Here is a 26,112-nt window from a genome sequence, read left to right on the forward strand (position 1 = left end):
TAAACATTCTACATAACATTATGACAATAGATATTGTAATAAATAGTTAAGTAAGTTTTAGAATAAAAACTAATTAAAAAAATCAATTCTTATTTTCTTTATTAGAATTATTACTACTACTACTATTATCATTTATAAACATATCCTCTAGATCATCAGAAAAAGGAGCTTTTCCAAAAATTCTTTTCAAATCTTCTCTAAAAAGAACTTCTTTTTCTAAAAGCTCATTAGCAAGCATAGATAGTTCTTTCTCATTATTTTTCAATATATTTTTTGCTCTTTGATATTGCTCAGCGATAATTTTAGATATTTCTTCATCTATAATTTGTGCAGTTTTTTCACTATAAGGTTTAGAAAAAGAAAATTCATTCTGTCCTGTAGAATCATAATAAGAAATATTTCCAATTCTATCATTTAATCCAAAAATAGCTACCATAGATTGTGCTTGTTTCGTAACTCTTTCTAAATCGTTCAATGCTCCTGTAGAAACATTTTTAAAAATAATTTCTTCTGCAGATCTACCAGCCAATAAAGTACATATTTCGTCTTTCATCTGTTCTGGTGTTGTCAATTGTCTTTCTTCTGGAAGGTACCATGCAGATCCTAAAGATCTTCCTCTTGGAACAATAGTAACTTTAACTAAAGGAGCTGCATGTTCTAATAACCAACTTATTGTTGCATGTCCTGCTTCATGATAAGCTATACGTCTTTTTTCATTTGGTTTTATAATTTTATTTTTTTTTTCTAATCCACCTATAATACGATCAATAGCATCTAAAAAATCTTGATTTTCTATTTTAGATCTATTTTTTCTTGCAGCTATAAGTGCAGACTCATTACAAACATTTGCAATATCTGCTCCACTAAATCCTGGAGTTTGTCTTGCCAAGAAATCAGTATCAATTTTATCAGAAAGAATAAGTCTATGAAGATGAACACGGAAAATTTCTTTTCTTTCATTTAATTCAGGAGGATCTACTAATATAGTTCTATCAAAACGACCAGGACGAAGTAAAGCTTTATCTAATATGTCTGATCTATTTGTAGCAGCTAAAACAATTACATTAGTATGAGTTCCAAATCCATCCATTTCTGTAAGTAATTGATTAAGAGTATTTTCTCTTTCATCATTAGATCCAGCAATATTACTTTTCCCTCTAGCTCTTCCTATAGCATCAATTTCATCAATAAATATTATACACGGAGATTTTTCTTTAGCTTTTTCAAACAAATCTCTCACTCTTGAAGCTCCTACTCCTACAAACATTTCCACAAAATCAGAACCAGATAAAGAAAAAAAAGGAACTTGTGCTTCTCCAGCAACAGCTTTTGCTAATAATGTTTTTCCAGTTCCAGGAGGTCCTATTAAAAGAGCACCTTTTGGGATTTTTCCTCCTAACTTAGTATACTTATAAGGATTCTTTAAAAACTCTACAATCTCCTGTACTTCTTCTTTAGCTCCTTCTAAACCAGCCACATCTTTAAATGTAATTTTTACATTATCATTTTCATCAAATAATTTTGCTCTAGATTTTCCAATATTAAATATTTGTCCACCTGGACCTCCTCCAGTAGCTCCTATTTTACGAAATACAAAAAACCAAAATATTATTAATAATATAAAAAATATCCCATAATCAAAGAAGAATTTTGTTATAGTATATTCTTGTTGATTTTTAAAATCTATAATAGTATCTAAATTATATTTTTTCTTATATTCTTCAAATTTTTTCTGAAAAAATTGTAAATCTCCTATTTCAAATTCATATTTCAAAGAATGTCCTGTTGTTACAAATCTTTGACTCAAATCATCATTAGGAATGAAGGGATTATTATCGTTTAATTCATTAGAATTATGAGATAAAAATTCTTTTTTTAAATAAACATGTACAATTTCTCTATGTTTTACAATAATTTTATCTATTTCTCCTCTTGAAAGAATATCAAAAAAAGTATCTTGATCTATTTTTTTAGGATTGGAAAAAGAAGATTTAAAGAAAAATATTCCAAAAAATATAGCCAGTATAATTACATATACCCAAAAAAAATTATTTTTGCTCTTTACTTTTTTATTTATCATAATTAATTAGGATCCTTCATTTTTTTTGAATTCCAAAGACTTTCTATGTCATAATACAATCTTACCTTTTTTTGAAAAATATGGACCACAATAGAGACATAATCTATTAATATCCATTCTCCATTCTTTATCCCTTCTACATGCCAAGGTTTTTCCTGTAATTTTTCAATTGTCCTATTTTCTATAGATCTAGATATAGCACAAACTTGACTTTGAGATTCTCCATTACAAATAATAAAATAATCACAAATAAAATTTGTTTTGTTTCTCAGATCAATAATAGAAATATCATGACCTTTTACCATTTGAATTCCTTCTATAATAATATTGTTTAATAGCAAAATGAAAATTTTTTTTGTAAAAAATTATCTAATTATTTAATTTTTTTTTTAATTTCAAAAACAAAAATAAGATTTTCACTTTAAAGAAGTTAAATTTTTAATTATAAAATATCTTGAAAAAGTTCATTTGGAATATATATTTAATCTTCTTAAAAGAAATTGATTCTACTAATCAATATGCAAAAAAAAATATTTCAATGTTTCCAAACTGGACTATTGTTTATGCGATCAATCAAACTCATGGAAAAGGAGTCGGAAATACTTATTGGTATGTAGAAAAAGGAAAAAATCTAACTTTTAGCATTATTTTAAAATCAATCAATTTATCTATTGAAAAAGGATATCTTATTAACTTACTTGTAAGTAATGCAATACATAAAACATTAATAAACAATACTCTTTATAAAATAAAAAATCCTAAAAATTATAGTCCTAGTATTATTCCTAGTTCTTATATTTGGATCAAATGGCCCAACGATATTATTTTAATAAATGAAAAAATAGGTGGAATATTAATTGAAAATACTATTTTTTACAAAAAAATACATACTAGTATTATAGGAATAGGATTAAATGTTAATCAGATACAATTCGATAAAAAATTAAAAGCTTCTTCTTTAAAAAAAATTTTTCATAGAGATTTTAACTTAAAAAAGCTTTTTTATGACATAATTTATTCTATTCAAAAAGAATATTCACTTCTTACAAACAGTCCTTATGGAGAAAAAATAATACGAAATTATTACATTAACCATCTTTATAGAAAAAACAAAATATCTTTTTTTTATGTAAAAAAAACAATTATTCATGGAATAATTCAAAATATTACAAAACAAGGTCATTTGATAATAGTGATAATAGAAAATAATAAATGCAAAAAATTATCTTTTTTCTCTCAAAAAGAAATACAACTCTTTTAAGTTTTTCCTGATTTTATTTCTTTAATTCTTGATTCCCAATAATTACGTTTTTTTGGTTTTTTTTTGTTTTCTTGTATTTTATAAAGAATTTTTTTTTCGTCTAATAGGAATTTTTTAATAAAAAATATTAATCCAATATTAATCATATTAGATGTAAAATAATAAAGAGAAAGACCAGAAGCATAGCTATTTATAAATAATAACATAATTATAGGCATAATATATAATATAAAACGCATATCAGGAATAGAACCAGAACTGCTACTACTATTGCTATTGTTCTGAGTAGATCCATTATTACTCAATTTTGTATAAACTAAAAAAGCTAAAGAATATAACAAAGTAAGTAAACTTACATGATTTCCATAAAACGGAATAAAAAAAGGTAATTCAAAAATAGAATCATATGAAGTAAGATCATCTACCCATAAAAAAGATTTTCCTCTAAGATTAATCAAAGTAGGAAAAAATTTAAATAAAGAATAAAAAATAGGAATTTGCAACAATGTGGAAAGACATCCAGACATAGGATTAATTCCTACTTTTTTATAGAGATCCATCATTGCTTTCTGTTTTTTAAAAGGATCAGAATTTTTAAATTTATTATTTAACTCATCTATTTCTGGACGAATTAATTTCATCATAGCATTTAATTTATATTGTTTATAAGTCACTGGAGAAAGAATTAACTTTACTACAATAGTCATTAAAATAATAATAACTCCATAATTTAAATTTGTTTTCTCTAAAAATTGAAAAATCATCAGAAAAAAATATTTATTAATCCATTTTATAAATCCCCACCCAAATGGAATAATATTTTCAATTCCTTTTCCATATTTTTTCAAAAAGAAATAATCCAAAGGACCAAAATAAAAATGAAAACAAAAATTTAATTCCTCTTTTTTTTCTATTTCATTTAAATCTAAAGACAAATATGATTGAATTTTTTTCAAAAAATTTCCACCTAAAAAATTTTCAGAACAAAGAAAAACATTTTTTATAGGTTTATCTGAAAAAAATATTGTAGCGAAAAATTGTTGTTTATGTGCAATCCAATCTAAATGAGATAAAGTTTTTTCTTCTGTGTTTTTTTCAGACAAATATTTAACTTTATGAGAATTTTTATCTTTAGTAGAATAATAAACTTGAGTATAAGCATTTTCCCAATTTCTATCCTTTTCTATAGAAAAAATATTTTGTTCCAAACTAATTAGAACTCTTTTTTTTAAAAAAGGTATTCCTATTGTTCTTATAAAAAATTTAACATCATATTTATTTTCTAATCCTAATTTATACACATATTCTATAAATCCTTTTCCATACGGATTTTTAGATCTCATTGTAAAAATGATATTTTTATTATTTTTTTTTACTAAAAAAGGAAAAAAATACAAATATTTTGTATTAACAAATACAACTCCATTTTTCTTATAAAAATGAATATTATATGAGAAACTAGAATTTTTTATTAAAAAAAGATTTTTTTCATGTAAAAAATGAACAGAATCATAAGCTTTATACTTTTTTAAAAAAACTTCATCAATTATTCCTCCTAAACTAGAAATTCTAAGTTTTAAAACTTTATTCTCTAAATAATAATTTTTTATTTTCTTTTTTTTTCCTTCTTTTTCTACAGAAAAAGAATATTTTTTATTTCTATTTTTTAGAAAAAATTCTTTGTCTTTATTTTCATTATTATAATATGATGAATTTTTTGTATTTATATATGTAAAAATTATCAATATTAACAATATTAAAAATAAACCAATAGTAGAGTTGTAATCCAAATTTTTATTCTTCATAAGAAGACTTTTTATTTTTTTTATAAAAATATCCCTTAGAAACTTGTACAAAAGAAATAAATAAAGGATGTGGATTGATTACTGTACTTTTATATTCAGGATGAAACTGAACTCCTAAGAAAAAAATATGATTTTCTAATTCAAAAACTTCTACTAACCCAGTCTCAGGATTAATGCCAACAGCTTTCATTCCAGCATTAGAAAAACTTTCTAAATATTCATTATTAAATTCATATCTATGACGATGTCTCTCTAAAATTTCTCTTTTTCCACCATAAATAGAAAAAATATTAGATCCTTTTAGGAGAACACATTTCCAATTTCCCAGACGCATAGTTCCGCCTTTTTGGGTTATATTTTTTTGTTTTTCCATTAAACTAATAACCGGACAAGAAGAATATGGATTAGTTTCATGGCTTTCTGCTTTTTTCATTCCTAATACATTTCTAGCAAATTCTATTACAGCTATTTGCATTCCCAAACAGATCCCAAAAAAAGGAATTTTATTCTCTCTTGCATGTTTTGCAGAAAGAATTTTTCCCTCTATTCCTTTTTTTCCAAAACCAGGAGCAACTAAAATTCCAGAAATTCCATTAAAATACTTTTCTATATTTTTTTCTTTTATCATACATGAATCAATCCATTTAATATCAATATATGTTTCATTTTTTACTCCTGCATGAGTTAATGCTTCCGTAATAGATTTATACGAATCATGTAATAAAACATATTTTCCCACTAAAGCAATTGTAATTTTGCATTTAGGGTTTTTATACCTTTTAATAAAAAAATTCCATTTCTTTAAATTAGGAGTAATAGCAGTGGATAAATTTAAATTCTTTAAAACCACTTTATCAAAACATTGAAAATGCAACAAACAAGGGATATCATATATGATCTTCGTATTAATAGATTCAATTACATGTTCTGGCTTAACGTTGCAAAACAAAGCTAATTTTTTACGAATGTTTTTCGATATATGCTTTTCTGTTCTACAAACTAAAATATCAGCTTGAATTCCATTTTCCATTAGATTCCTAACAGAATGTTGTGTAGGTTTTGTTTTCACTTCTCCAGTAACAGATATATATGGTAAAAAAGTTAAATGAATTACTAATCCATTAGATTGTCCTAATTCCCATTTTAGTTGACGTACAGATTCAATATAAGGGAGACATTCTATGTCTCCAACAGTTCCACCAATTTCAGTAATAACAATATCATAATTTTTAGATTCTCCAAGAATCTTAATACGTCTTTTAATTTCATTTGTAATATGAGGTATTACTTGTACTGTTTGTCCTAAATAATTACCTTTTCTTTCATTATCAATGACTTTTTTATATATCATTCCTGATGTGATGCTGTTATTTTTTGTAGTTGGTTGATTTAAAAAACGTTCATAATGACCTAAATCCAAATCCGTTTCTACTCCATCTTTAGTTACAAAACATTCTCCATGTTCATAAGGATTTAAAGTTCCAGAATCAATATTCAAATAAGGATCCAATTTTTGTATTGTCACTTTATATCCTCTAGACTTTAGTAACATTCCTAATGAAGCTGATACAATCCCCTTTCCCAATGAAGAACTAACTCCTCCTGTAACAAAAATGTATTTTGTTTTTATCATCAAACAAATAATAAAAATAATATGAAATATTCAATAAAAAAAACATCAATTTATGATTCAAAAGATAATATGCAATAAAATTTTTTATTTATATTTGTTAAACTTAGGAGCAAGTCCTACGCAATCAGCTCCCTATGAAATCCTCCAGGGTGGGAACACAGCAAAGGTAAATAAGGTTGTAGCGATGTGATGTAGATTTGCTTGCTCCTATTTCTTAATCATGCTCTTTTTCTCATACTACTTACTGCACATAGAAAAGAAAATGGAAAACTTATTATTTTGTAACTTTTGTGGAAGGAAAAAAAATGAAATAACTTTTCTTATATCAGGAATCAATGGCCATATTTGTAATTTTTGTATAGAAAAAACTTATTCTATAATACATAGAAAATTTTCTCTTGTAGAAGAGCAAAAAAAAACAGAAAAAGAGGATCAATTTATTCTTAAAAAACCTAGGGAAATAAAAACTTTTTTAGATCAATATGTTATAGGACAAGAAGAAGCAAAAAAAGTGATTTCTGTTGCTGTATATAATCATTATAAAAGAATTCAATTTCTATCTTCTTATCAAAAAGAAGAAAAAAAAACAGAAAAAATAGAAATAGAAAAATCTAATATCTTATTAATTGGAAATACAGGAACTGGAAAAACTTTACTTGCTAAAAGTATTTCTAAACTTTTAAAAATTCCTTTTACAATAGCAGATGCAACAACTTTAACTGAAGCGGGATATGTTGGAGAAGATGTAGAATCAATTTTATCTAGATTATTACAATCTGTAAATTATGATATTCACTCTGCTGAAAAAGGAATTGTCTTTATAGATGAAATAGACAAAATCTCCAGAAAAAGTAATAATCCATCTATTACCAGAGATGTATCTGGAGAAGGAGTTCAACAAGCTTTACTAAAAATACTAGAGGGATCAATAATAAATGTTCCTCCACAAGGAGGACGAAAACATCCTGATCAAAAAATGATTCAACTAAATACAGAAAATATTTTATTTATAGCTGGAGGAACATTTGATGGAATTGAGAAAATTATATCTGATAGAATCAATCAATTTTCTTCTATTGGATATTTGACTAGAGAAAAAAAAATAAAAAAAGAAAAAAATGAACATTATATTAAAAATATTACATCTAATGATTTAAAAAAATTTGGTTTAATACCAGAACTTATTGGAAGATTTCCTATAATTACTTATATGAATCCATTGGATAAGATCATATTAAAAAAAATTTTGATAGAACCTAAAAACGCTTTAATAAAACAATATAAAAAAATATTTGACATGGATAAAATATCTATGAATATCACAGATGAAGCTTTAGATGTTATTGTTGATAAAACGGTTCAACTAGGATTAGGAGCAAGAGGATTACGTTCTTTTTGTGAAAAACTTTTTTTGGATTACATGTTTAACATAGAAAAAATACAAAAAATTTTAAATGTAGATAAGAATATCGCTATAGAAAAATTATCTTGTTTATAATGAAGAAGAATCATCATTTATAGAATTCCACAATTTATTTTTTAACGTTATTAATCCTTCTCCTGTAAAAGAAGAAATGAATACAATATTTTCTCCTAATGAGAAAAAAACATCTTTTATTTTTTTTCTTTTTTTCAAACAAGTTAAATCAGATTTAGAAATAGCTAACAAACGTTTTTTATATAATAAATTTGGATTAAATTTTTTTAGTTCATTTAATAAAATGATATATTCTTCTTTTTTATTTTTGGTTTCTGAAGAAATAAGAAATAACAAAACAGAATTTCGTTCTACATGTCTTAAAAAACGATGTCCTAATCCTTTCCCTTGAGACGCTTTTTCTATGATTCCAGGAATATCTGCTAGTATAAAAGAATGATAATTGTTCATGAAAACGATTCCTAAATGAGGTCTCTTAGTTGTAAAAGAATAATTACCTATTTTTGGTTTCGCTTTTGTCAGTGTAGAAAGCAAAGTTGATTTTCCAGTATTAGGAAATCCAATTAAACCAACATCTGCTAAAATTTTTAATTCTAAAGTAATCCAATTTCCTGTTGTTTTTATTCCAGGTTGTGCATAATGAGGAGATTGAAATTTTGAATTTTTGAAAAAAGCATTTCCTTTTCCTCCTTTTCCTCCTTCAAACAAAATTTTTTCTTGTAAATTTTTAATTATTTCTACAATAATTTTTTGATTAATATCTTTGATTATAGTTCCTACAGGAACTTCTATAAATAAATTTTTTCCATTTGCTCCAGTAATATTATTTTTTTTACCCGGAAATCCAGATTTAGCAATCCAATGTCTATGATATTTTAAATGAACAAATGTATGAATGTGAGAATTTCCTTTAACAATAATATTTCCACCTTTTCCTCCTGAACCTCCATCTGGTCCTCCTCTTATTATATTTTTATCTCTATGAAAATGAACACATCCTGATCCACCATTTCCACTTTTACAAAAAATTTTTATAAAGTCTACAAAATTTTCTTCCATAAAAAAAGAAAAAAAATAAAATTATCTTTCATAAAAATTCATTATCTTTTTTTCTATAAAAAAAGAAATTTTCTCTTTAGAAGAAGAAGCATTTAATTTGATTATGTTTTTTTTCCATTTATAATCATTCCAAATAAATGCAGTTTTTCTATCATATTCTTCAATTCTTTTTTGTACAGTTTTCATATTTATATCATCATTACGTTTACTTATTTTTCCTCTTTTTATAAGTCTATTAATTAATAAATTATTTTTTATATGAAAAGAAAAAATGACATTTATTCTCCCAAAAGAAAATCTATTTAATATCTTTTCTAAAGAAAAGATTTGATTTTTTGTTCTAGGATATCCATCATAAATAATTCCTTTAGCTTGAATATATTTTTTCATTTCTATATTTAACATACTTGTAGTAATTTTATCAGGAACCAATATTCCTTGATTAATGTAATGCTTAGCAAGCATTCCTAGACTTGTTTCGTTTTTTATATGATTTCTAAATATCATTCCAGTAGATAAATGGATAAATCCAAATTTATTTGCTATAATTCTTGCTTGAGTTCCTTTTCCACATCCTGGTGGACCAAATAATATAATATGTATCATAACCAACATTTAGACAAAAACTTCCGTTTGAAACAAATAGAAAAAAAATTAATAATAAATAATTTATCTATGTGTCATAGAAAGATAAAATAAAAATTTTTTCTCTTTATTATTATAAATGAATAGCTTTTCCGTAAGCATGCGCTACGGACTCAAAAATTGATTCGCTTAATGAAGGATGTGGATGGATACTTTTTATTATCTCACAATGAGTAGCTTCCAATCTTCTGGAAACTACTACTTCCGATATAATATCGGTAACATTATTTCCTATCATGTGACATCCCAACCATTCATCATATTTAGAATCAAAAATTACTTTCACAAATCCTTCTGGATTATCATCAGAAATAGATTTTCCAAGAGCAGTAAAAGGAAATTTTCCTACTTTAATTTGATATCCTTTTTTTTTAGCTTCTTTTTCAGTATAACCCACTGAAGCAATTTCAGGAAAACAATAAATACATTTTGGAATATTATTATAATCTATTCTTGTAGGATTTAATCCTTTTATGTTCTCAATACATAAAATAGCTTCATGTGATGCTACATGAGCCAAGGAAGGACTTTCTATAACGTCTCCAATAGCATAATATTCATCTACATTAGTCCGATAATTTTCATCAACAACTATAAATTCTTTGTCGTTTGTCTGAATTCCAATTTTTTCTAACCCAATTAGTCTGATATTAGGAGTTATTCCAATAGCAGAAAGGATTATGTCTGCTTCTAAAGAAATTTCTTCATTCAAAGTTTGAATATGAGCTATAACTCCTTTTTCAGAATAATCGATTTTTTTTATCGTAGATGATACGTAACTTTTGATTCCCCTCTTATTAAAAGAATATTTTATATGAGAAGATATTTCTTCATCTGCATTTGGAAGAAATTGTGGACAAAGTTCTATAATAGTAACATCAGTTCCCATAGAATGGTAAAAATAAGCAAATTCCAATCCTATAGATCCGGAACCTATTATAATCATTTTTCTAGGCAACGAAGTAAGGGAAAGAGCTTTTTTATATCCTATAATTCTTTTTTCATCTTGTTGAAACTTTTTTTCTATCTTAGATTTTGCTCCTGTCGCTATAATAATATGTGAAGCATTATGCTCTTCTATTTTTTTTCCATTTCTAAATATTTCAACTTTTTTTCCATTTTTTAATTTTGCATTTCCATAAATAACATTAATTCCATTTTTTTTCATTAAAAATGAAATTCCTTTTTTCATTTTGCTTACGACATTTCTACTTTTTTGAATAATTTTTAAAAAATCAATTTTGACTTTATCTATTCCAAATAGATCCTCATTTTTTTTTATATTTTGTAATATTTTAGCACTGTTTAAAAGAGATTTTGTTGGAATACATCCCCAATTTAAACAGACTCCTCCGAGAGATTCTTTTTCAATAAGAGCAACTTTCATTCCAAGTTGAGAAGCACGTATAGATGCAACATAACCTCCTGGACCACTTCCTAAAATAATTACATCGAAATACATAAATATGACATTTGATAATAAATTTACAAATTTTTATTTTCAATTTTATATCTTATAAAGATCTTAAAAAAATTAAGAATCAAAAATTAAAAAAGAATAAATTTTCATAAATTTGTTTTTTATAAAAAAATATGTATTAATGAAGTTTTTTATAGATACAGCTAATTTAAATGAATTAAAAAAAGCAAAAACATTAGGACTATTAGATGGAGTTACAACCAATCCTTCTCTGATAGCAAAAGAATCCATTTGTAGAATTGGAAATACTACTACTACTAATGATATTTATAACCATTATATATCTATATGCAATCTTTTAGATGAAGAAAATGGAGATGTTAGTGCAGAAATTATTAGTAATAATTATGTGGATATGATAAAAGAAGGAAAAAAAATTTCTCTTTTACATCCAAAAATTGTAGTAAAAGTACCTGCAACAAAAGATGGAATAAGAACTATTCAATATTTATCAAAAAATAAAATAAAAACCAATTGTACACTTATTTTTTCATCTGGACAAGCTTTATTAGCAGCTAAAGCTGGATCTAGTTATATATCTCCTTTTATAGGAAGACTAGATGATATCTCTTTCAATGGTTTAGATTTGATAAAAGAAATTAAAACTATTTTTAGTCATTATTGTTTTAATACAAAAATTATCGGAGCATCAATACGACATCCATTACATATTGTAGAATGTGCCAAAATAGGAATATATGCTGTTACTTCTCCATTAAATGTTATATCTTATCTTATTAATCATCCTTTAACAAAAATAGGGTTAGAAAAATTTTTAAAAGATTACAATTCCAATGAAATTGAATAATTATTTTATTTTTATTTTTCCATCTAATAAATACTGAAGAGAAATAGATGTAGGTTTTGGTAATTTTTCATAAAATTTAGATAATTCTATCTGTTCTTTATTTTCGAAAATTTCTTCCAAATTATTTTTGTTTATTATGTGAAACTCTTCTAACTTCTTGTCCAAATTATTTTTTAAACGAAAACCAATTTTTTGGCTTATTTTTTCTAATACACAAATAATTTCATAAATATTTCTTCCAGATAATTTTTCTAAAAAAACACGATCTACAGTTTCAGTATTAATTGGAGCTTCAATATTTTCATAATTCATATTATAATGTGAATTTTGAATTCTAATTCATTAAATTCTTATAAATTTTTTTCAAAATCCTTTTATTAGAATTAGGATATAATTGAAAATATTCATGATATGATTTAAGAAAACTAGAAATATTTTTTTTACTTTTGTTTTTTATAGCTATTCTATATTTAGTAATACAAATCTTATAAAGTGCTTTTTCTTTTAAAATACTTTTAGGAAAATCATTTATGAAATGATTTAAAGAAAACAAAGCGGCATAATCCTTATGCATAAGAAAATACAGATTCGCTATATAATAATCTTTCTTTTCAAGTTTTTTCAACAATTTATTTAATAGAATATCTATTTTCTTTCTTTTAGAACTATTTGGAAATTCTAGAATAAATTGATTTAGCAAATCAATAGCCATATGAATATTTTTCTGATCTAAATTAAAATTTAATGAAGAAAGATAATAATTGAACCCCTTTTTAAAAGAATCATTTTCTATAGATTTTTCTTCTTTTAGTTCTGAATCTGAATATGGATATTTCTTTTTTAAGAAAATTTTTATTTTTTTAAGAAAACTTTTACTTTTTGATTTTTCTTCTTTTAGTTCTGAATCTGAATTCAGAAAACTTTTACTTTTTGATTTTTCTTCTTTTAGTTCTGAATCTGAATTCAGAAAACTTTTACTTTTTGATTTTTCTTCTTTTAGTTCTGAATCTGAATTCAGAAAACTTTTACTTTTTGATTTTTCTTCTTTTAGTTCTGAATCTGAATTCAGAAAACTTTTACTTTTTGATTTTTCTTCTTTTAGTTCTGAATCTGAATTCAGAAAACTTTTACTTTTTGATTTTTCTTCTTTTAGTTCTGAATCTGAATTCAGAAAACTTTTACTTTTTGATTTTTCTTCTTTTAGTTCTGAATCTGAATTCAGAAAACTTTTACTTTTTGATTTTTCTTCTTTTAGTTCTGAATCTGAATTCAGAAAACTTTTACTTTTTGATTTTTCTTCTTTTAGTTCTGAATCTGAATTCAGAAAACTTTTACTTTTTGATTTTTCTTCTTTTAGTTCTGAATCTGAATTCAGAAAACTTTTACTTTTTGATTTTTCTTCTTTTAGTTCTGAATCTGAATTCAGAAAACTTTTACTTTTTGATTTTTCTTCTTTTAGTTCTGAATCTGAATTCAGAAAACTTTTACTTTTTGATTTTTCTTCTTTTAGTTCTGAATCTGAATTCAGAAAACTTTTACTTTTTGATTTTTCTTCTTTTAGTTCTGAATCTGAATTCAGAAAACTTTTACTTTTTGATTTTTCTAAATTAAAAAAAGCATGCTTATTCTGTTTCTGTTTTATAAAACTATTATTAGTACATCCTGTTGGATGGAACAATAATAATATATTGAATACAAATAAAAACAATAAAAAAACAATTTTTTTCATAATTTATTTCATGTTAGTAACATAGTTTTTCCTAATATCACGATTAAATAAGTAAAGACCTACTTTTTCATCTCCTATTAATTCAATTTGATTAAATATCATTTTACTTAATGCTTCTTCTTCTATTTGTTCTTCTATGTACCATTGCAAAAAATTATATGTAAAATAATCCTTTTCTTGTAAAGAAAGTTCAACCAGTTTATTGATCTCTTTAGAAATTTCCTTTTCTTGTTCCAACAATTTTTGAAATAATTCTTTTAAAGAACTACGTAAAGAAAATTCTTTAAAGAAAAGAGAAGATGACTGATTGGGAAAAACAGCATATCCTCCTCTCTTATTAATATATCTGATTAATTTTAACATATGTTTTCTTTCTTCATTTGAATGATCATATAAAAATTCACATATTCCATCAAATCCTTTATATTCAGCCCAAGATGCCATGGATAGATATAATTGAGAAGATTCTAATTCTCTAATTAATTGTTTTTTTAATTCCGTTTGTATTATTTCACTAAACATAAAAATTTAATTCACTCTGTTTTCAAATCTATCTAAAAAAAATGTCATTTTATTTTTTAAAGTATTAGATCCACTTAACAATGGTAATCTTACATAAGATTTACATATTCCCATGATATTTAAAAGTGTTTTAATTCCCGTTGGGTTTCCTTCTTCATATATTAAATGAATCATATGAAAAATTTCATAAAAAATAGTAAAAGCTTCATTTACTTTGTTCTTTTTAACTAAAGATATCATTTTAAAAATTTTATCTGGAAATCCTTGTGCAATTACAGAGATAACTCCATTTCCTCCACCTAACATAATAGGCAAAGTAAGAAAATCATCTCCTGAAATAACACTGAAATCTTTCGGCTTTTTTTCAAGAATTTCATAAGATTGTAATATATTTCCAGATGCTTCTTTTATTCCTATAATATTTTTAAAATCATTAGCTAATCTAATAACAGTATTTGGAAATATATTAGATCCAGTTCTTTTAGGAACATTATAAATGATAATGTTTGCTTCCGTATGATTCACAATAGATTTGAAATGCTGATAAATTCCTTCTTGAGAAGGTCTATTATAATAAGGGGAAACAGAAAGAATAGCTGTAAAATCTGATAAATTTATACTTTTTATTTTTTTTATAATCGATTCAGTATCGTTTCCACCAACTCCTAATATTAAAGGAAGTTTTTTGTAATTTATTTTTTGAATGCATTCAATGACTTCTTTTTTTTCTTCTTGATTTAAAGTAGAAGTTTCAGCTGTAGTTCCCAATACTACCAAATAGTTTACTTTATTTCCTACATGCTTTATAAGTTTTTCAAGACCATTAAAATCTATTTTTCCATCCTTTTTAAAGGGAGTAACCAACGCCACACCTGTTCCATATAATTTTTTCATATTAGCTTAGTGATTATTATGCTATTAAAAATATAGAAATGTCATTTAATAATCATGATTTCTTTTTTTTCTCAATTTTTTTTCCTAAACACTAAACAGATGTAGACAAATAAAATATTCTAAAATTAGTTTAGTGTTAAAAATCTCTTTTTGTTCTTGGTCTTGCAGCAGATACAATAATATTCCTTCCCATAAATTCTGTTCCATTTAATTTTTCTATAGCTTGTTTTGCATTCTCTTCATTAGACATTTCTATAAATCCAAATCCTTTACTCCTTTTACTTGATGCAGATTCATCAAAAATTATTTTTGCATGAGTCACTTCTCCTACAGATTCAAAATATTCTTTTAATTCTTTTTCTGTCATGTTATAGGATAAATTACCAACGTACAATTTCGTATTGTCCATATTAAAAATAAATTGTTTTAAAAGCAAATTTAGAGAAATATTTTTTCTAAAAAAGAAAAATATTTTACTTCAACAAGTTTTTTAACTTAGCAAAAAAAATTATGATTATTTTCATAAATAAAACTTTGCAAAAAAAAAATTGAATATATAATAGATTTTATATAAAAAAAAAAGAGAACTCTTCATTAAAATTAAAAATGAATAAATTTTTAATAATTACAAAGAAAGTATTTTTTGATGAATGAATTCATGACAGTATCATCTTTGTTAGACAATGATTTTTATAAATTTACCATGCAAAATGCTATAATAAAATTATTTCCTTTAGCAAAAGCTAAATATGAATTTATAAATAGAGGGAACCATTTTTTTCCAAAAAATTTTGCAAACATTTTAAAAGAAAATCTTCAAAAAATGTCAAAATTAAGACTTTCAAATGATGAAAGAACATTTTTAGAAAAAAATTGTCCTTATTTAGATTCCACATATTTAGATTTTCTAAAAAGATACCAATATAATCCCAAAGAAATTTATATATCACAAAATGGAAAAAATCTAAAAATGCATATTGAAGGATTATGGAGTAGAACTATATTATGGGAAGTCCCTTTAATGGCTACTATGTCGGAATTATATTATCAGTTAACAGGAAAAAAACCTATTTCAGATAAAAAAATATTTTCTTTAACAAAAGAAAAATTAAAAAAATACAAAGAACTAAATGTTAAAATTGGAGAATACGGCACAAGAAGAAGATATTCTTATCAAGTACACAAATTAGTTTTAAATCTTTTGATAGAAGGAAAATATCCTTTTTTTACAGGAAGCAGTAATGTTCATTTATCTCATATTTTTTCAAAAAAACCTATAGGAACACATGGACATGAATGGATTATGTTTCACGCAGCTAAATATGGATTTAAAATAGCAGACAAAATAGCAATGGAAAATTGGTTAAATATTTATGGAAAAAATTTAAGAATTGCTCTATCTGATACATATACCACTCCAGTTTTTTTAAAAAACTTTGACAAAAAATTATCAACTCTTTTTGAAGGCGTTAGACATGATAGTGGAAATCCTATTCTGTTTACAAAACAAATGATAGAACATTACAGAAAATTGAAAATCAATCCTATTAATAAAAAAATTATCTTTTCAGATAATTTAAATCCACATAAAGTAACTATGATTTCTTCTTTTTGCAAAGAAAAAATCAATCCTATTTTTGGAATAGGAACTAATTTTACTAATGATGTAGGACTTCCTTCTCTAAATATAGTTATTAAAATGGTAAAAGCACTTCCAGAAAAAACAAAAAAATGGATATCCGTTGTTAAACTTTCTAATGTAAAGGAAAAATCTACAGGAAATAAAAATATGATTTTTTTAGCTAAAAAAATTCTTCATATTGTATAAAATACAAATCAAAAATTATATTGATTTTTTTTTTTTATTTTATCTTTGATTCTAATCAGCTAAAGTATCTAGAATAGATCTCTGTACCAGTACATATTTAGATTAGATTGTGTATATAATTATGGATAATCATAATATCAATAATTTTTCTTATAATAAGAATAAGAAAAAGAATAAAAAGGAAGAAATATTACAATTACAAAAAACTTATATAGAAAGTTATGGGTGTCAGATGAATATTTCTGATAATGAAATTATAGCTTCTTTTTTGTTGAAAAAAAATTTTTCTATTACAAATAATTTAGAAGAAGCAAATATTATACTCATAAATACCTGTTTTATTCGGAAAAAAGCAGAATTAACTTTAAAATATAGATTACAAAATCTAAAATATTTGAAATTAAAAAAAAAACCTCCATTATTTGGAATTTTAGGATGCATATCAAAACATATAAAAAAATTGGACAAAGAGAATATTGTAGATTTTGTTATTCCTCCAGATTCTTATAGAAAAATACCAGATATTATCTTTTTGGTTAAAAAGAAAAAAGAATATTCACAAATACTCTCTCAAAAAATAAATGAAACTTATGCAGATATAACTCCATATCAATTAAATAAAGAAAAGAAAGTAACATCATTTATAAGTATTACAAGAGGATGTGATAATATGTGTACATTTTGTGTAGTTCCTTTTACGAGAGGAAGAGAAAGAAGTAGTGATCCTGACTCCATTCTTAGAGAATGTAAAAAATTATATGACAAAGGATATAAAGAGGTAACTCTTTTAGGTCAAAATGTAGATTCTTATCTATGGGTTGGAAGTAATTTATTGAAAAAACAAATTTACAAAATTAGAAATAACAAAAACTTTATAGACTTTTCTATGCTATTAGATTTGTTAGCAAAAGAAATCCCTCTTATGAGAATTCGTTTTTCTACATCTAATCCTCATGATATGTCTGAAAATGTTATAAAAGTAATATCAAAACATTCAAATATATGTAAACATATTCATTTACCAGTTCAATCAGGAAGTAATAAAATATTAAAACTAATGAATAGAAAATATACTTGTGAAAGTTATATATCTTTAATAAAAAAAATTAGATCCATAATCCCTCAATGTTCTATTTCACACGATATTATGACTGGATTTTGTAATGAAAATGAAGAAGATCATCAAAAAACTATTAGTTTAATGAACAATGTTAAGTATAATTATGGATATATGTTTTCTTATTCTCACAGACCTGGAACTTATGCATATAAAAAATTTAAAGATAATGTTCCAGAATATATAAAAAAAAGACGTTTAAAAGAAATCATTGATTTACAAAAAAATCATTCTATTTTTCATATGAAAGAATATATAGGAAAAATACAAGAAGTTTTAATAGAAGGAGTTTCCAAAAAAAGAGATCAAGATTGGTATGGAAGAAATACTCAAAATACTGTAGTAGTATTTCCTAAGATTAATAAAAAAAAAATAGGAGATATAGTTCATCTAAAAATAACAAATTATACTTCTGCAACATTAATAGGAAATATAATTTAACAAAGAAAAAAGAAAAATATTTTAAACTTTCTTATGTCCAAGAAAATAATTTCCATATCCATGGAATCTATCCATAAGATAAAACAAAAATTTAATATTATTGGAAATGATTCTGCTTTGAATAGAGCTTTAGAAAAAGCAATTCAAATTGCTCCAACTGATATTTCAGTATTGATTCTTGGAGAAAATGGAGTTGGAAAAGAATTTATTCCAAAAATTATTCATTCTTTTTCTCACAGAAAACATTGTTCTTATATTACTGTAAATTGTGGAGCTCTTCCAGAAGGAACAATTGATAGTGAATTATTTGGACATGAAAAAGGTTCTTTTACAGGAGCTACAAGTATGAGAAAAGGTTATTTTGAAGTAGCAAACGGAGGAACAATTTTTTTGGATGAAGTAGGAGAACTTCCTTTAACAACACAAGTACGTCTTCTTCGTATTTTAGAATCAGGAGAATTTATAAAAGTAGGGGCTTCTCAAGTACAAAAAACAAATTTTCGAGTAGTATCTGCCACTAATTCAAGTATGTCGGATTCTATTCAAAAAGGAAAATTTAGAGAAGATTTGTATTATCGTCTTAACACAGTACAAATTATTGTTCCACCTTTAAGGTGTAGGAAAAATGATATTCAATTATTATTGAAAAAATTTTCAAATGATTTTTCTGAAAAATATCAAATGCCATCCATAAAATTTACTGAAGAATCTATGAAATATTTGGAAAATTATTCTTGGCCAGGAAATATAAGGCAATTAAAAAATCTTGTAGAACAAATATCTGTAGTAGAAACAAAACGAGAAATTTCTGTGGAAAAACTAAAAGAGTATATTCCAGAAAATATTCCTTCGTTATCTTTTCATCATTCAACAATAAATAACGAATATTTTTTTAAAAATTTTTCTAATGAAAAAGATTTGGTTTATAAAGTTTTATTTGATATGCAAAAAAACTTTAATGACTTAAAAATTTTAACATTACAATTGATAAAAAACAATAAAAATACTAATTTTATAGAAAATAATCAACAACTTATGGAAAAAGTATTCGGAAAAATGATTCATCATTCAGATTCAGATGACTCTCTTTTTCTAGAAGATTCTTCAAAATTATCCACTCATAATAACAATGATTTAGATTTTGAAGAAATAGAAGAAGATGATCACAATACATCTAAAAATAAAAAAAATTCTAATTTTTCTTTACAAAAGAAAGAAATAGAATTTATTCAAAAGGCTTTGATAAAAAATAGTGGAAAAAGAAAAATGACTGCAAAAGAATTAGGAATTTCAGAAAGAACATTATATAGAAAAATAAAACAATATGGATTGTAGAAGACTTTTTTTTCTTATTATTTCATTTTTATTATTGAATAGTTGTTACAAACCTCTTTATTCTAAACTAAATGAATACAAAAAAAAAATACAAATCAATGAATTTGTAGAACTTGTTAAGTTACCTTTTCATGGAGCAGGAAGTTACATTTCTTATGATATTAAAAGAATGTTTGAAAATTATATAATAGATCATGGTCCTTTTAATTTAGCATTTAAAGAGGGAGGAGATATTGTTATAGGAGGAAAAATTGTAGACTATTCTATTATAGAAGGAGATGGAAAAAATCAAAAAATTAAAATAATAGTTCAAGCTTATTGTAAAGATATACGAAATTCAAAAAATAATTGGAAAGAGGATTTTGAAATTATAGAAAATTTTCACGAAGAAAAAGATGCTTTGAATGAAGGTCCAATAAGAAATAAGATTGTAGTGAATTTAGTTGATCAATTGTATAAAAAAACAATTGAAGTAATGGATATAAATAGTAAAGAAAATGATGATGGGGAAAAAGTGAACTTATATGATGATGATAAGAATGAAGATGATAATGAAAATGAAATGGAGTATTTTGAATTATGACACATTCATATTTAATGAATTAATTAAAATTAACAATTTTAACAATAAAAAATATGAAACATATATATTCAACAATGTTTGGATTTTTAATCATTTTAATGTGTATTCTTCTTATTGTAGTAATTTTAATTCAAAATCCTAAAAAAGAAAGTATTTCTCAATCTTTTATGGAAAAAAATTTTAGATTTTTTGGAATAAAAAGAACAAATACTTTTTTGGAAAGAATTACTTGGATATTATCTATTTTCATAGTTTTTTTAACTTTGTTTTTCAATTTTTTGTTAAAATTAAAAAAATAAATATGTCATAATGTCATTCAAATATGTTTTCAAAATTATGTAAAATCTAAATATTTTTTGTTTGGCATGTTTTTGGCTATGAATGATTAGTATAGTTAACCTTAAAAATTATTTTAAATATGGTGGAAGTTAAGATTAAACCTTTGGCAGATCGTGTTCTTGTACAACCAGATCCTGCTGAAACAAAAACAGCTTCAGGAATTATTATTCCTGATACAGCAAAAGAGAAACCACAAAAAGGAACTATAATAGCTGTTGGAAATGGAAAAAAAAATGAACCTATGGTTCTGAAAAAAGGAGATAGAGTTTTATATGGAAAATATTCAGGGACTGAATTAAAATGGGAAGGAGAAGAATATTTAATCATGAGAGAATCTGATGTAATTGCAATCATATAATGTCACATCACAAGAATCATCATCATTATAGAATAAAATTATTTTGTTAATTAAGGATAAAGATCTTAAGTAAAGATTATAATGTTAAGATTAATAAGATAACTTTAAAAAATCTAAAAAATTATGGCAAAAGATATTAAATTTGATATTGAAGCAAGAGACAAATTAAAAAAAGGTGTAGATGCATTAGCAAATGCTGTTAAAGTTACTTTGGGACCAAAAGGTAGAAACGTAGTTCTTCAAAAATCTTTTGGTGGACCACAAGTTACTAAAGATGGAGTTTCTGTCGCAAAAGAAATTGAATTAGAAGATTCCATAGAAAATCTTGGAGCTCAAATGGTTAAAGAAGTAGCTTCTAAAACAAATGATGTCGCAGGGGATGGAACAACTACTGCTACGGTATTAGCTCAAGCTATTGTAAGAGAGGGATTAAAAAATGTAGCAGCTGGAGCAAATCCAATGGATTTAAAAAGAGGAATAGATAAAGCATTAGAAGTTGTTATCTTAGATTTGAGAAAACAATCTAGAGAAGTAGGAGGAAATACAGAAAAAATAAAACAAGTAGCTTCTATATCTGCAAATAATGATGAAAAAACTGGAGCATTAATAGCGGATGCTTTTGAAAAAGTAGGAAAAGAAGGAGTTATTACTGTAGAAGAAGCGAAAGGAACAGATACATCTGTAGATGTCGTAGAAGGAATGCAGTTTGATAGAGGGTATCAATCTCCCTACTTTGTGACAAATACTGAAAAAATGATAACGGAATTTGATCAACCACAAATTCTATTATCAGATAAGAAAATTGCTGCAATGAAAGATCTTCTTCCCATATTAGAACCTGTAGCACAATCTGGAAAACCTTTGCTTATCATTTCTGAAGAAGTAGAAGGAGAGGCATTGGCAACATTAGTTGTCAATAAAATACGTGGAACATTAAAAGTAGCAGCAATAAAAGCTCCCGGATTTGGAGATAGAAGAAAAGCAATGCTAGAAGACATTGCTATTCTAACAGGAGGAACTGTTATTTCTGATGAAACGGGAAGTAAATTGGAAGATGTTAAACTAAATATGCTTGGAAAAGCAGAAAGAGTTATTATTGATAAAGATAATACTACTATTGTGAATGGAGGTGGAAGTAAAAAAGAAATAAGAGCTAGAGTTGAGCAAATAAAAGCTCAAATAGAATCTACTACATCTGATTATGATAAAGAAAAATTGCAAGAACGTCTTGCTAAATTGGCTGGTGGAGTAGCTGTTCTTTATGTAGGTGCTGCTTCAGAAGTAGAAATGAAAGAAAAAAAAGATCGTGTAGATGATGCATTAAATGCTACTCGTGCTGCTGTAGAAGAAGGAATTGTAGCAGGAGGTGGAGTTGCTTTGGTACGTGCTATAAAATCATTAGATAATATTAGTGGAGACAATTCAGATCAAGATACTGGTATACAAATAGTTAGAAGATCTTTAGAAGAACCTCTACGTCAAATAGTAGCTAATGCTGGAGGAGAAGGATCTGTTGTTGTTTCTAAAGTCGCTGAAGGAAAAGGAGACTTTGGTTATGATGCTAAAATTGGAGAATATAAAAATATGATTGTAGAAGGAATTATAGATCCTACTAAAGTTGCTCGAGTTGCATTAGAAAATGCTGCGTCAGTATCAGGTATGTTATTAACAACTGAATGTGTTGTAACAGAGATCAAAAAAGAAGAACCAAACACACCTCCAATGCCTGGAGCTGGCGGTGGTGGAATGGGAGGAATGATGTAGACTTAGACTGATAAGAAAAAAAGTTATCTACCTAATAATCTGATTATAAAAAAAATAGTGTCTTTTTTTAGAGACACTATTTTTTTATAACCATTTTTATAACCAATTTCTTTGAACTTTCAAAGTTTGTTCTATTACATCTCTTACACAACCTTTTCCACCTTCTTTTGGAGAAATATATTTAGATATTTCTTTTACTTCTTGAACAGCATCTATTGGAGAACATGGCAAAGCTACAGACTTCATAATTTCAATATCTGGAATATCATCTCCCATATAAAGAATTTTTTTCTTAGTAATATTTAATATATTACAATACTCATCCAAATATTTTTTTTTATTATCAACTCCTTGATAAATATAACGAATATCAAGTCTTCTTAAACGCCTAAATACCATCAAATCTGATCCTCTCGTTATAATACACAAATTATATCCTTTTTTTTTTGCTAATTGCATTGCATATCCATCTTTAGCAAACATTTGACGAACCATGTTTCCGTCAGGAAATAAATTTAAACTACAATTAGTTAACACTCCATCTACATCAAATATAAAAGTATTAATATCATTCATTATGTTTCTATAGCTACTGTCCATAAACCCATTACATTTCATTTGTAAACGTTCCTATCCATTTGTATAAAAAATGAATAAACATATAACACAAATTATTAATTTTACAATTAACTAAATATCTTCAAAATTAATATTTGTAAAATTTTTTATTTTTGATGTTTTTTTTTGAACATCTTTCATTTCTTGATGAAATGTATGATTTTTAAAATCTTTTTGATGACGTTCTGAAATGACTTCTCTTCCTTTTTCATTTATAATAAATCGAATCATATCATCAAGAATACTTTGAAATTTAGAAAAATCTTCTTTATACAAATAAATTTTGTGTTTTTTATAAGTTATTTCTCCTGTTTCAGAAAAATTTTTCTTACTTTCAGTAATAGTTAAATAATAATCTCCTGCTCTCGTTTCTCTCGCGTCAAAAAAGTATGTTCGACTTCCAGTTTTTAGAGTACGTGAACAAATTTCATTTCTTTCTTTAAGATTTTCTTTTTCTTTTTCTTCCATTTCAAACAGTGTTATAATTAATACTAATTCAGCAAATCTAAATAAAAAAAATGGTCCATACTATTTTTAGTAAAATAATTCAGAATAAATTTCTAAATTTTCTAACAAAAAATACTACGATCTCCCATTTTAAATATCTTTCCATTTTTCAAAGTAATAACAAGATCAAAATCAGAGATATAAGATAAATCATGAGTTATAATTATAATAGTTGTATTTTTCATCTTTTTTTTTAAAGAACAAATTATTAATTTTCTAGTATTTTGATCTATAGCAGAAAAACTATCGTCCAATACAAGAATACTAGGGTTTCTTATAATAGCTCTTGCTATACATATTCTTTGTTTTTGACCTCCTGATAAAGTAATTCCTCTTTCTCCTATAATAGTTTCATATCCATTTTTAAAATGAAGAATCTCATCTTCTATCATTGCTTTTCTAGCAGCATCATAAACTTTACATGATTCTACTTCTTTTTCAATACTTCCAAAAGCAATATTATTATAAATTGAATCTGAAAATAGAAAAGGTTCTTGAGGAACATATCCTATACAATTTCTAAAATTGTATAAATTATGAGATTTCAAAGATATATTGTCAACAAATATTTCTCCTTGATTTGGATCATATAAACGAGTTATTAATCTTCCTATAGTAGTTTTTCCTGATCCTGTTTCTCCAGTCAATATTAAAGTTTTTCCTTTATGAAGAGTAAAAGAAATTTCGCTTATAGTTTTAATTCTATCTTTATTTACTATCAAATTTGAATCATAAATAAACCCAACATTTTTAAACTGAATTTTACCAAAAATTTTAGTTTTTATTAAACTGTTGTTGAATATTTCAGGAATTTCTTGTAAAAATTTATTTATACGTATTTGTGATACTTTTGCTCTTTCAACAATAGAAACAACCCATCCTAAAATAATAAACGGAAAAACTAATACATTTATATAGGTAAAAAATTCAGCAAGAGTCCCTACATTTTTTATTTTTCCTTCAAAAAATTTTTTTCCTCCAAAAAAAATAATTAGTAAATGACTAATTCCAACAAAAAATATTATTATAGAAGATAAAAAAATATCAATTTTTGCTAATTCAATATTTTTTTTTTTATATTTTAATAGAATATTCTTATGTTTTTCTTGAAAAGAAATTTCAGAAACAAATGATTTAATAATCTGAATTCCAGAAAAAGTTTCTTGTATAAAAGAACAAATAAGAGATTGATAATTTTGAACTTCTTCACTTTTTCTAGTGATAAAAACACTGATATAATAAATAGAAATAAAAAGAACTGGAATAGGTAATATTCCGTAAAGGGTCAAAGTTTTATCTAAACGTAACATTTGTACAAATACCATAAAAAACAAAACTATAAGATTAACAAAATACATAACTCCTGGACCAATATACTGTCTAATAAAAGAAACATCTTCAGTAATTCTATTCATTAAATCTCCAGTTGAATTTTTTTTATAAAAGGATAAACTTAATTTTTGATAATGCGAAAAAATTTCATTTTTTATATCAAATTCTATCATTCTTGATGTTGTAATAATACACTGTCGCATATGATATTTCACTACCCCACCTATAATTGGAACTATTAATATGATACTTGTATCAATGAAAATATCTGTTTTTAAATTATTAAAAAATATAGATGATATAGATTGATTTTTAGAAAAAAAAACAAAAATATTTTTTATTGTATTAATAGATTTTCCTATATAAGGAATAGGAAGTAAAGTTAAAATATTTGATACTAAAATTAATATAAATCCTCTGAACAAACGAAACTTATATTTCTTAAAATATTTTTTGCTAAAAGCAAATAAACCACACATACGGAACACAAAAGTACAAACTTTTTAAGTTTGATATTTTATTTACATTGTGAAGAA

General features: G+C 24.8%; 25 protein-coding genes and 1 other RNA gene. 11 read left to right on the top strand and 15 right to left on the bottom strand.

Annotated features, from left to right (window positions below):
* Nucleotides 1-82: 82 nt before the first annotated feature.
* Both ftsH and rsfS read right to left on the bottom strand, forming a co-directional pair.
* Nucleotides 83-2,080 (bottom strand): ATP-dependent zinc metalloprotease FtsH, encoded by a 1,998-nt coding sequence (gene ftsH, locus H0H77_RS02030; protein WP_185851416.1) that lies wholly within the window; start codon nt 2,078-2,080, stop codon nt 83-85.
* Between the two features lie 2 nt (nt 2,081-2,082).
* Nucleotides 2,083-2,385: a ribosome silencing factor gene (gene rsfS / locus H0H77_RS02035; protein WP_185851865.1), complete on the bottom strand. Its 303-nt coding sequence runs from the start codon at nt 2,383-2,385 to the stop codon at nt 2,083-2,085.
* Nucleotides 2,386-2,534: 149 nt separating this feature from the next.
* Here rsfS and H0H77_RS02040 point away from each other — a divergent pair, with 149 nt between their 5' ends.
* Complete coding sequence (locus tag H0H77_RS02040) at nt 2,535-3,341, top strand: biotin--[acetyl-CoA-carboxylase] ligase (RefSeq protein ID WP_185851417.1); 807 nt, start codon at nt 2,535-2,537, stop codon at nt 3,339-3,341.
* Here the strand turns inward: H0H77_RS02040 and H0H77_RS02045 are convergent.
* Together H0H77_RS02045 and H0H77_RS02050 are read right to left on the bottom strand one after the other, a co-directional pair.
* On the bottom strand, nt 3,338-5,146 hold the full coding sequence (locus tag H0H77_RS02045; protein WP_185851418.1) for a YidC/Oxa1 family insertase periplasmic-domain containing protein: 1,809 nt from the start codon (nt 5,144-5,146) through the stop codon (nt 3,338-3,340). The two genes, H0H77_RS02040 and H0H77_RS02045, sit on opposite strands and share 4 nt — an antisense overlap.
* On the bottom strand, nt 5,136-6,776 hold the full coding sequence (locus tag H0H77_RS02050) for a CTP synthase (protein ID WP_185851866.1): 1,641 nt from the start codon (nt 6,774-6,776) through the stop codon (nt 5,136-5,138). The genes H0H77_RS02045 and H0H77_RS02050 overlap by 11 nt, the downstream gene beginning before the upstream one ends.
* 110 nt (nt 6,777-6,886) lie before the next feature.
* Between H0H77_RS02050 and ffs the strand changes: the two genes are divergently transcribed.
* Both ffs and clpX read left to right on the top strand, forming a co-directional pair.
* Nucleotides 6,887-6,989, top strand: an RNA gene (gene ffs, locus H0H77_RS02055) — signal recognition particle sRNA small type.
* Between the two features lie 52 nt (nt 6,990-7,041).
* Nucleotides 7,042-8,277, top strand: coding sequence for an ATP-dependent Clp protease ATP-binding subunit ClpX (clpX, locus tag H0H77_RS02060; RefSeq protein ID WP_185851419.1), 1,236 nt, complete (start codon nt 7,042-7,044; stop codon nt 8,275-8,277).
* On the opposite strand, the gene obgE is transcribed toward clpX, so the two are convergent.
* The 3 genes from obgE to lpdA form a co-directional block, all read right to left on the bottom strand.
* Nucleotides 8,272-9,276, bottom strand: coding sequence for a GTPase ObgE (gene obgE / locus H0H77_RS02065; RefSeq protein WP_185851420.1), 1,005 nt, complete (start codon nt 9,274-9,276; stop codon nt 8,272-8,274). The two genes, clpX and obgE, sit on opposite strands and share 6 nt — an antisense overlap.
* Before the next feature lie 21 nt (nt 9,277-9,297).
* Entirely contained in the window at nt 9,298-9,882 is a 585-nt protein-coding gene (locus H0H77_RS02070; RefSeq protein ID WP_185851421.1) for a nucleoside monophosphate kinase, read from the bottom strand.
* Nucleotides 9,883-9,994: 112 nt separating this feature from the next.
* Nucleotides 9,995-11,383, bottom strand: a complete 1,389-nt coding sequence (lpdA, locus tag H0H77_RS02075; RefSeq protein WP_185851422.1) for a dihydrolipoyl dehydrogenase — start codon at nt 11,381-11,383, stop codon at nt 9,995-9,997.
* A 139-nt stretch (nt 11,384-11,522) separates the two neighbouring features.
* Here lpdA and fsa point away from each other — a divergent pair, with 139 nt between their 5' ends.
* Complete coding sequence (gene fsa / locus H0H77_RS02080) at nt 11,523-12,209, top strand: fructose-6-phosphate aldolase (RefSeq protein ID WP_185851423.1); 687 nt, start codon at nt 11,523-11,525, stop codon at nt 12,207-12,209.
* Here the strand turns inward: fsa and H0H77_RS02085 are convergent, their stop codons facing one another.
* The 5 genes from H0H77_RS02085 to H0H77_RS02105 form a co-directional block, all read right to left on the bottom strand.
* Nucleotides 12,210-12,521 carry a hypothetical protein gene (locus tag H0H77_RS02085; protein ID WP_185851424.1) on the bottom strand — a complete coding sequence of 104 codons (312 nt, stop codon included), beginning with the start codon at nt 12,519-12,521 and terminating at the stop codon, nt 12,210-12,212. It lies immediately after the preceding gene.
* Nucleotides 12,522-12,543: 22 nt separating this feature from the next.
* Nucleotides 12,544-13,938 (bottom strand): outer membrane protein assembly factor BamD, encoded by a 1,395-nt coding sequence (gene bamD, locus H0H77_RS02090; protein ID WP_185851425.1) that lies wholly within the window; start codon nt 13,936-13,938, stop codon nt 12,544-12,546.
* A gap of 3 nt (nt 13,939-13,941) precedes the next feature.
* Nucleotides 13,942-14,460, bottom strand: coding sequence for a ferritin (locus H0H77_RS02095; protein WP_185851426.1), 519 nt, complete (start codon nt 14,458-14,460; stop codon nt 13,942-13,944).
* Nucleotides 14,461-14,466: 6 nt separating this feature from the next.
* Nucleotides 14,467-15,354 (bottom strand): 4-hydroxy-tetrahydrodipicolinate synthase, encoded by an 888-nt coding sequence (gene dapA / locus H0H77_RS02100; RefSeq protein WP_185851427.1) that lies wholly within the window; start codon nt 15,352-15,354, stop codon nt 14,467-14,469.
* A gap of 136 nt (nt 15,355-15,490) precedes the next feature.
* The gene (locus H0H77_RS02105; protein ID WP_185851428.1) at nt 15,491-15,763 is read right to left on the bottom strand and encodes an RNA recognition motif domain-containing protein; all 273 of its coding nucleotides are present in this window, start codon (nt 15,761-15,763) and stop codon (nt 15,491-15,493) included.
* A 237-nt stretch (nt 15,764-16,000) separates the two neighbouring features.
* Here H0H77_RS02105 and pncB point away from each other — a divergent pair, with 237 nt between their 5' ends.
* The 7 genes from pncB (at nt 16,001) to groL (ending at nt 23,119) form a co-directional block, all read left to right on the top strand.
* Nucleotides 16,001-17,182 carry a nicotinate phosphoribosyltransferase gene (pncB, locus tag H0H77_RS02110; protein ID WP_185851429.1) on the top strand — a complete coding sequence of 394 codons (1,182 nt, stop codon included), beginning with the start codon at nt 16,001-16,003 and terminating at the stop codon, nt 17,180-17,182.
* A gap of 121 nt (nt 17,183-17,303) precedes the next feature.
* The gene (gene miaB / locus H0H77_RS02115; protein WP_185851430.1) at nt 17,304-18,740 is read left to right on the top strand and encodes a tRNA (N6-isopentenyl adenosine(37)-C2)-methylthiotransferase MiaB; all 1,437 of its coding nucleotides are present in this window, start codon (nt 17,304-17,306) and stop codon (nt 18,738-18,740) included.
* 60 nt (nt 18,741-18,800) lie between these two features.
* Nucleotides 18,801-20,075, top strand: a complete 1,275-nt coding sequence (locus H0H77_RS02120) for a sigma 54-interacting transcriptional regulator (RefSeq protein WP_185851867.1) — start codon at nt 18,801-18,803, stop codon at nt 20,073-20,075.
* Entirely contained in the window at nt 20,065-20,658 is a 594-nt protein-coding gene (locus H0H77_RS02125) for a hypothetical protein (protein ID WP_185851431.1), read from the top strand. Before H0H77_RS02120 ends, H0H77_RS02125 begins: the two co-directional genes overlap by 11 nt.
* A 53-nt stretch (nt 20,659-20,711) precedes the next feature.
* The gene (secG, locus tag H0H77_RS02130) at nt 20,712-20,957 is read left to right on the top strand and encodes a preprotein translocase subunit SecG (protein WP_317168002.1); all 246 of its coding nucleotides are present in this window, start codon (nt 20,712-20,714) and stop codon (nt 20,955-20,957) included.
* A 119-nt stretch (nt 20,958-21,076) separates the two neighbouring features.
* The gene (locus tag H0H77_RS02135; protein WP_185851432.1) at nt 21,077-21,355 is read left to right on the top strand and encodes a co-chaperone GroES; all 279 of its coding nucleotides are present in this window, start codon (nt 21,077-21,079) and stop codon (nt 21,353-21,355) included.
* Between the two features lie 123 nt (nt 21,356-21,478).
* Nucleotides 21,479-23,119, top strand: a complete 1,641-nt coding sequence (groL, locus tag H0H77_RS02140; RefSeq protein ID WP_185851433.1) for a chaperonin GroEL — start codon at nt 21,479-21,481, stop codon at nt 23,117-23,119.
* A 96-nt stretch (nt 23,120-23,215) separates the two neighbouring features.
* Here groL and H0H77_RS02145 read toward each other — a convergent pair whose 3' ends face one another.
* The 3 genes from H0H77_RS02145 to H0H77_RS02155 form a co-directional block, all read right to left on the bottom strand.
* The gene (locus H0H77_RS02145) at nt 23,216-23,695 is read right to left on the bottom strand and encodes a KdsC family phosphatase (protein ID WP_238783782.1); all 480 of its coding nucleotides are present in this window, start codon (nt 23,693-23,695) and stop codon (nt 23,216-23,218) included.
* 114 nt (nt 23,696-23,809) lie between these two features.
* Nucleotides 23,810-24,205, bottom strand: coding sequence for a DUF3276 family protein (locus H0H77_RS02150; RefSeq protein WP_185851435.1), 396 nt, complete (start codon nt 24,203-24,205; stop codon nt 23,810-23,812).
* 101 nt (nt 24,206-24,306) lie between these two features.
* Entirely contained in the window at nt 24,307-26,055 is a 1,749-nt protein-coding gene (locus H0H77_RS02155) for an ABC transporter ATP-binding protein (RefSeq protein ID WP_185851436.1), read from the bottom strand.
* Nucleotides 26,056-26,112 lie beyond the last annotated feature (57 nt).

The sequence above is a fragment of the Blattabacterium cuenoti genome, assembly GCF_014251255.1.
In the GTDB taxonomy this organism is placed as follows: Bacteria; Bacteroidota; Bacteroidia; order Flavobacteriales; family Blattabacteriaceae; genus Blattabacterium; species Blattabacterium cuenoti_W.

Bases quoted from the DNA above. Each gene is read 5' to 3' on its own strand.
- ftsH (WP_185851416.1), bottom strand. From the start codon at position 2,080: ATGATAAATAAAAAAGTAAAGAGCAAAAATAATTTTTTTTGGGTATAT.
- rsfS (WP_185851865.1), bottom strand. From the start codon at position 2,385: ATGGTAAAAGGTCATGATATTTCTATTATTGATCTGAGAAACAAAACA.
- H0H77_RS02045 (WP_185851418.1), bottom strand. From the start codon at position 5,146: ATGAAGAATAAAAATTTGGATTACAACTCTACTATTGGTTTATTTTTA.
- clpX (WP_185851419.1), top strand. From the start codon at position 7,042: ATGGAAAACTTATTATTTTGTAACTTTTGTGGAAGGAAAAAAAATGAA.
- obgE (WP_185851420.1), bottom strand. From the start codon at position 9,276: ATGGAAGAAAATTTTGTAGACTTTATAAAAATTTTTTGTAAAAGTGGA.
- H0H77_RS02070 (WP_185851421.1), bottom strand. From the start codon at position 9,882: ATGATACATATTATATTATTTGGTCCACCAGGATGTGGAAAAGGAACT.
- lpdA (WP_185851422.1), bottom strand. From the start codon at position 11,383: ATGTATTTCGATGTAATTATTTTAGGAAGTGGTCCAGGAGGTTATGTT.
- fsa (WP_185851423.1), top strand. From the start codon at position 11,523: ATGAAGTTTTTTATAGATACAGCTAATTTAAATGAATTAAAAAAAGCA.
- H0H77_RS02085 (WP_185851424.1), bottom strand. From the start codon at position 12,521: ATGAATTATGAAAATATTGAAGCTCCAATTAATACTGAAACTGTAGAT.
- bamD (WP_185851425.1), bottom strand. From the start codon at position 13,938: ATGAAAAAAATTGTTTTTTTATTGTTTTTATTTGTATTCAATATATTA.
- H0H77_RS02095 (WP_185851426.1), bottom strand. From the start codon at position 14,460: ATGTTTAGTGAAATAATACAAACGGAATTAAAAAAACAATTAATTAGA.
- dapA (WP_185851427.1), bottom strand. From the start codon at position 15,354: ATGAAAAAATTATATGGAACAGGTGTGGCGTTGGTTACTCCCTTTAAA.
- H0H77_RS02105 (WP_185851428.1), bottom strand. From the start codon at position 15,763: ATGGACAATACGAAATTGTACGTTGGTAATTTATCCTATAACATGACA.
- pncB (WP_185851429.1), top strand. From the start codon at position 16,001: ATGAATGAATTCATGACAGTATCATCTTTGTTAGACAATGATTTTTAT.
- miaB (WP_185851430.1), top strand. From the start codon at position 17,304: ATGGATAATCATAATATCAATAATTTTTCTTATAATAAGAATAAGAAA.
- H0H77_RS02120 (WP_185851867.1), top strand. From the start codon at position 18,801: ATGGAATCTATCCATAAGATAAAACAAAAATTTAATATTATTGGAAAT.
- H0H77_RS02125 (WP_185851431.1), top strand. From the start codon at position 20,065: ATGGATTGTAGAAGACTTTTTTTTCTTATTATTTCATTTTTATTATTG.
- secG (WP_317168002.1), top strand. From the start codon at position 20,712: ATGAAACATATATATTCAACAATGTTTGGATTTTTAATCATTTTAATG.
- H0H77_RS02135 (WP_185851432.1), top strand. From the start codon at position 21,077: ATGGTGGAAGTTAAGATTAAACCTTTGGCAGATCGTGTTCTTGTACAA.
- groL (WP_185851433.1), top strand. From the start codon at position 21,479: ATGGCAAAAGATATTAAATTTGATATTGAAGCAAGAGACAAATTAAAA.
- H0H77_RS02145 (WP_238783782.1), bottom strand. From the start codon at position 23,695: ATGAATGATATTAATACTTTTATATTTGATGTAGATGGAGTGTTAACT.
- H0H77_RS02150 (WP_185851435.1), bottom strand. From the start codon at position 24,205: ATGGAAGAAAAAGAAAAAGAAAATCTTAAAGAAAGAAATGAAATTTGT.
- H0H77_RS02155 (WP_185851436.1), bottom strand. From the start codon at position 26,055: ATGTGTGGTTTATTTGCTTTTAGCAAAAAATATTTTAAGAAATATAAG.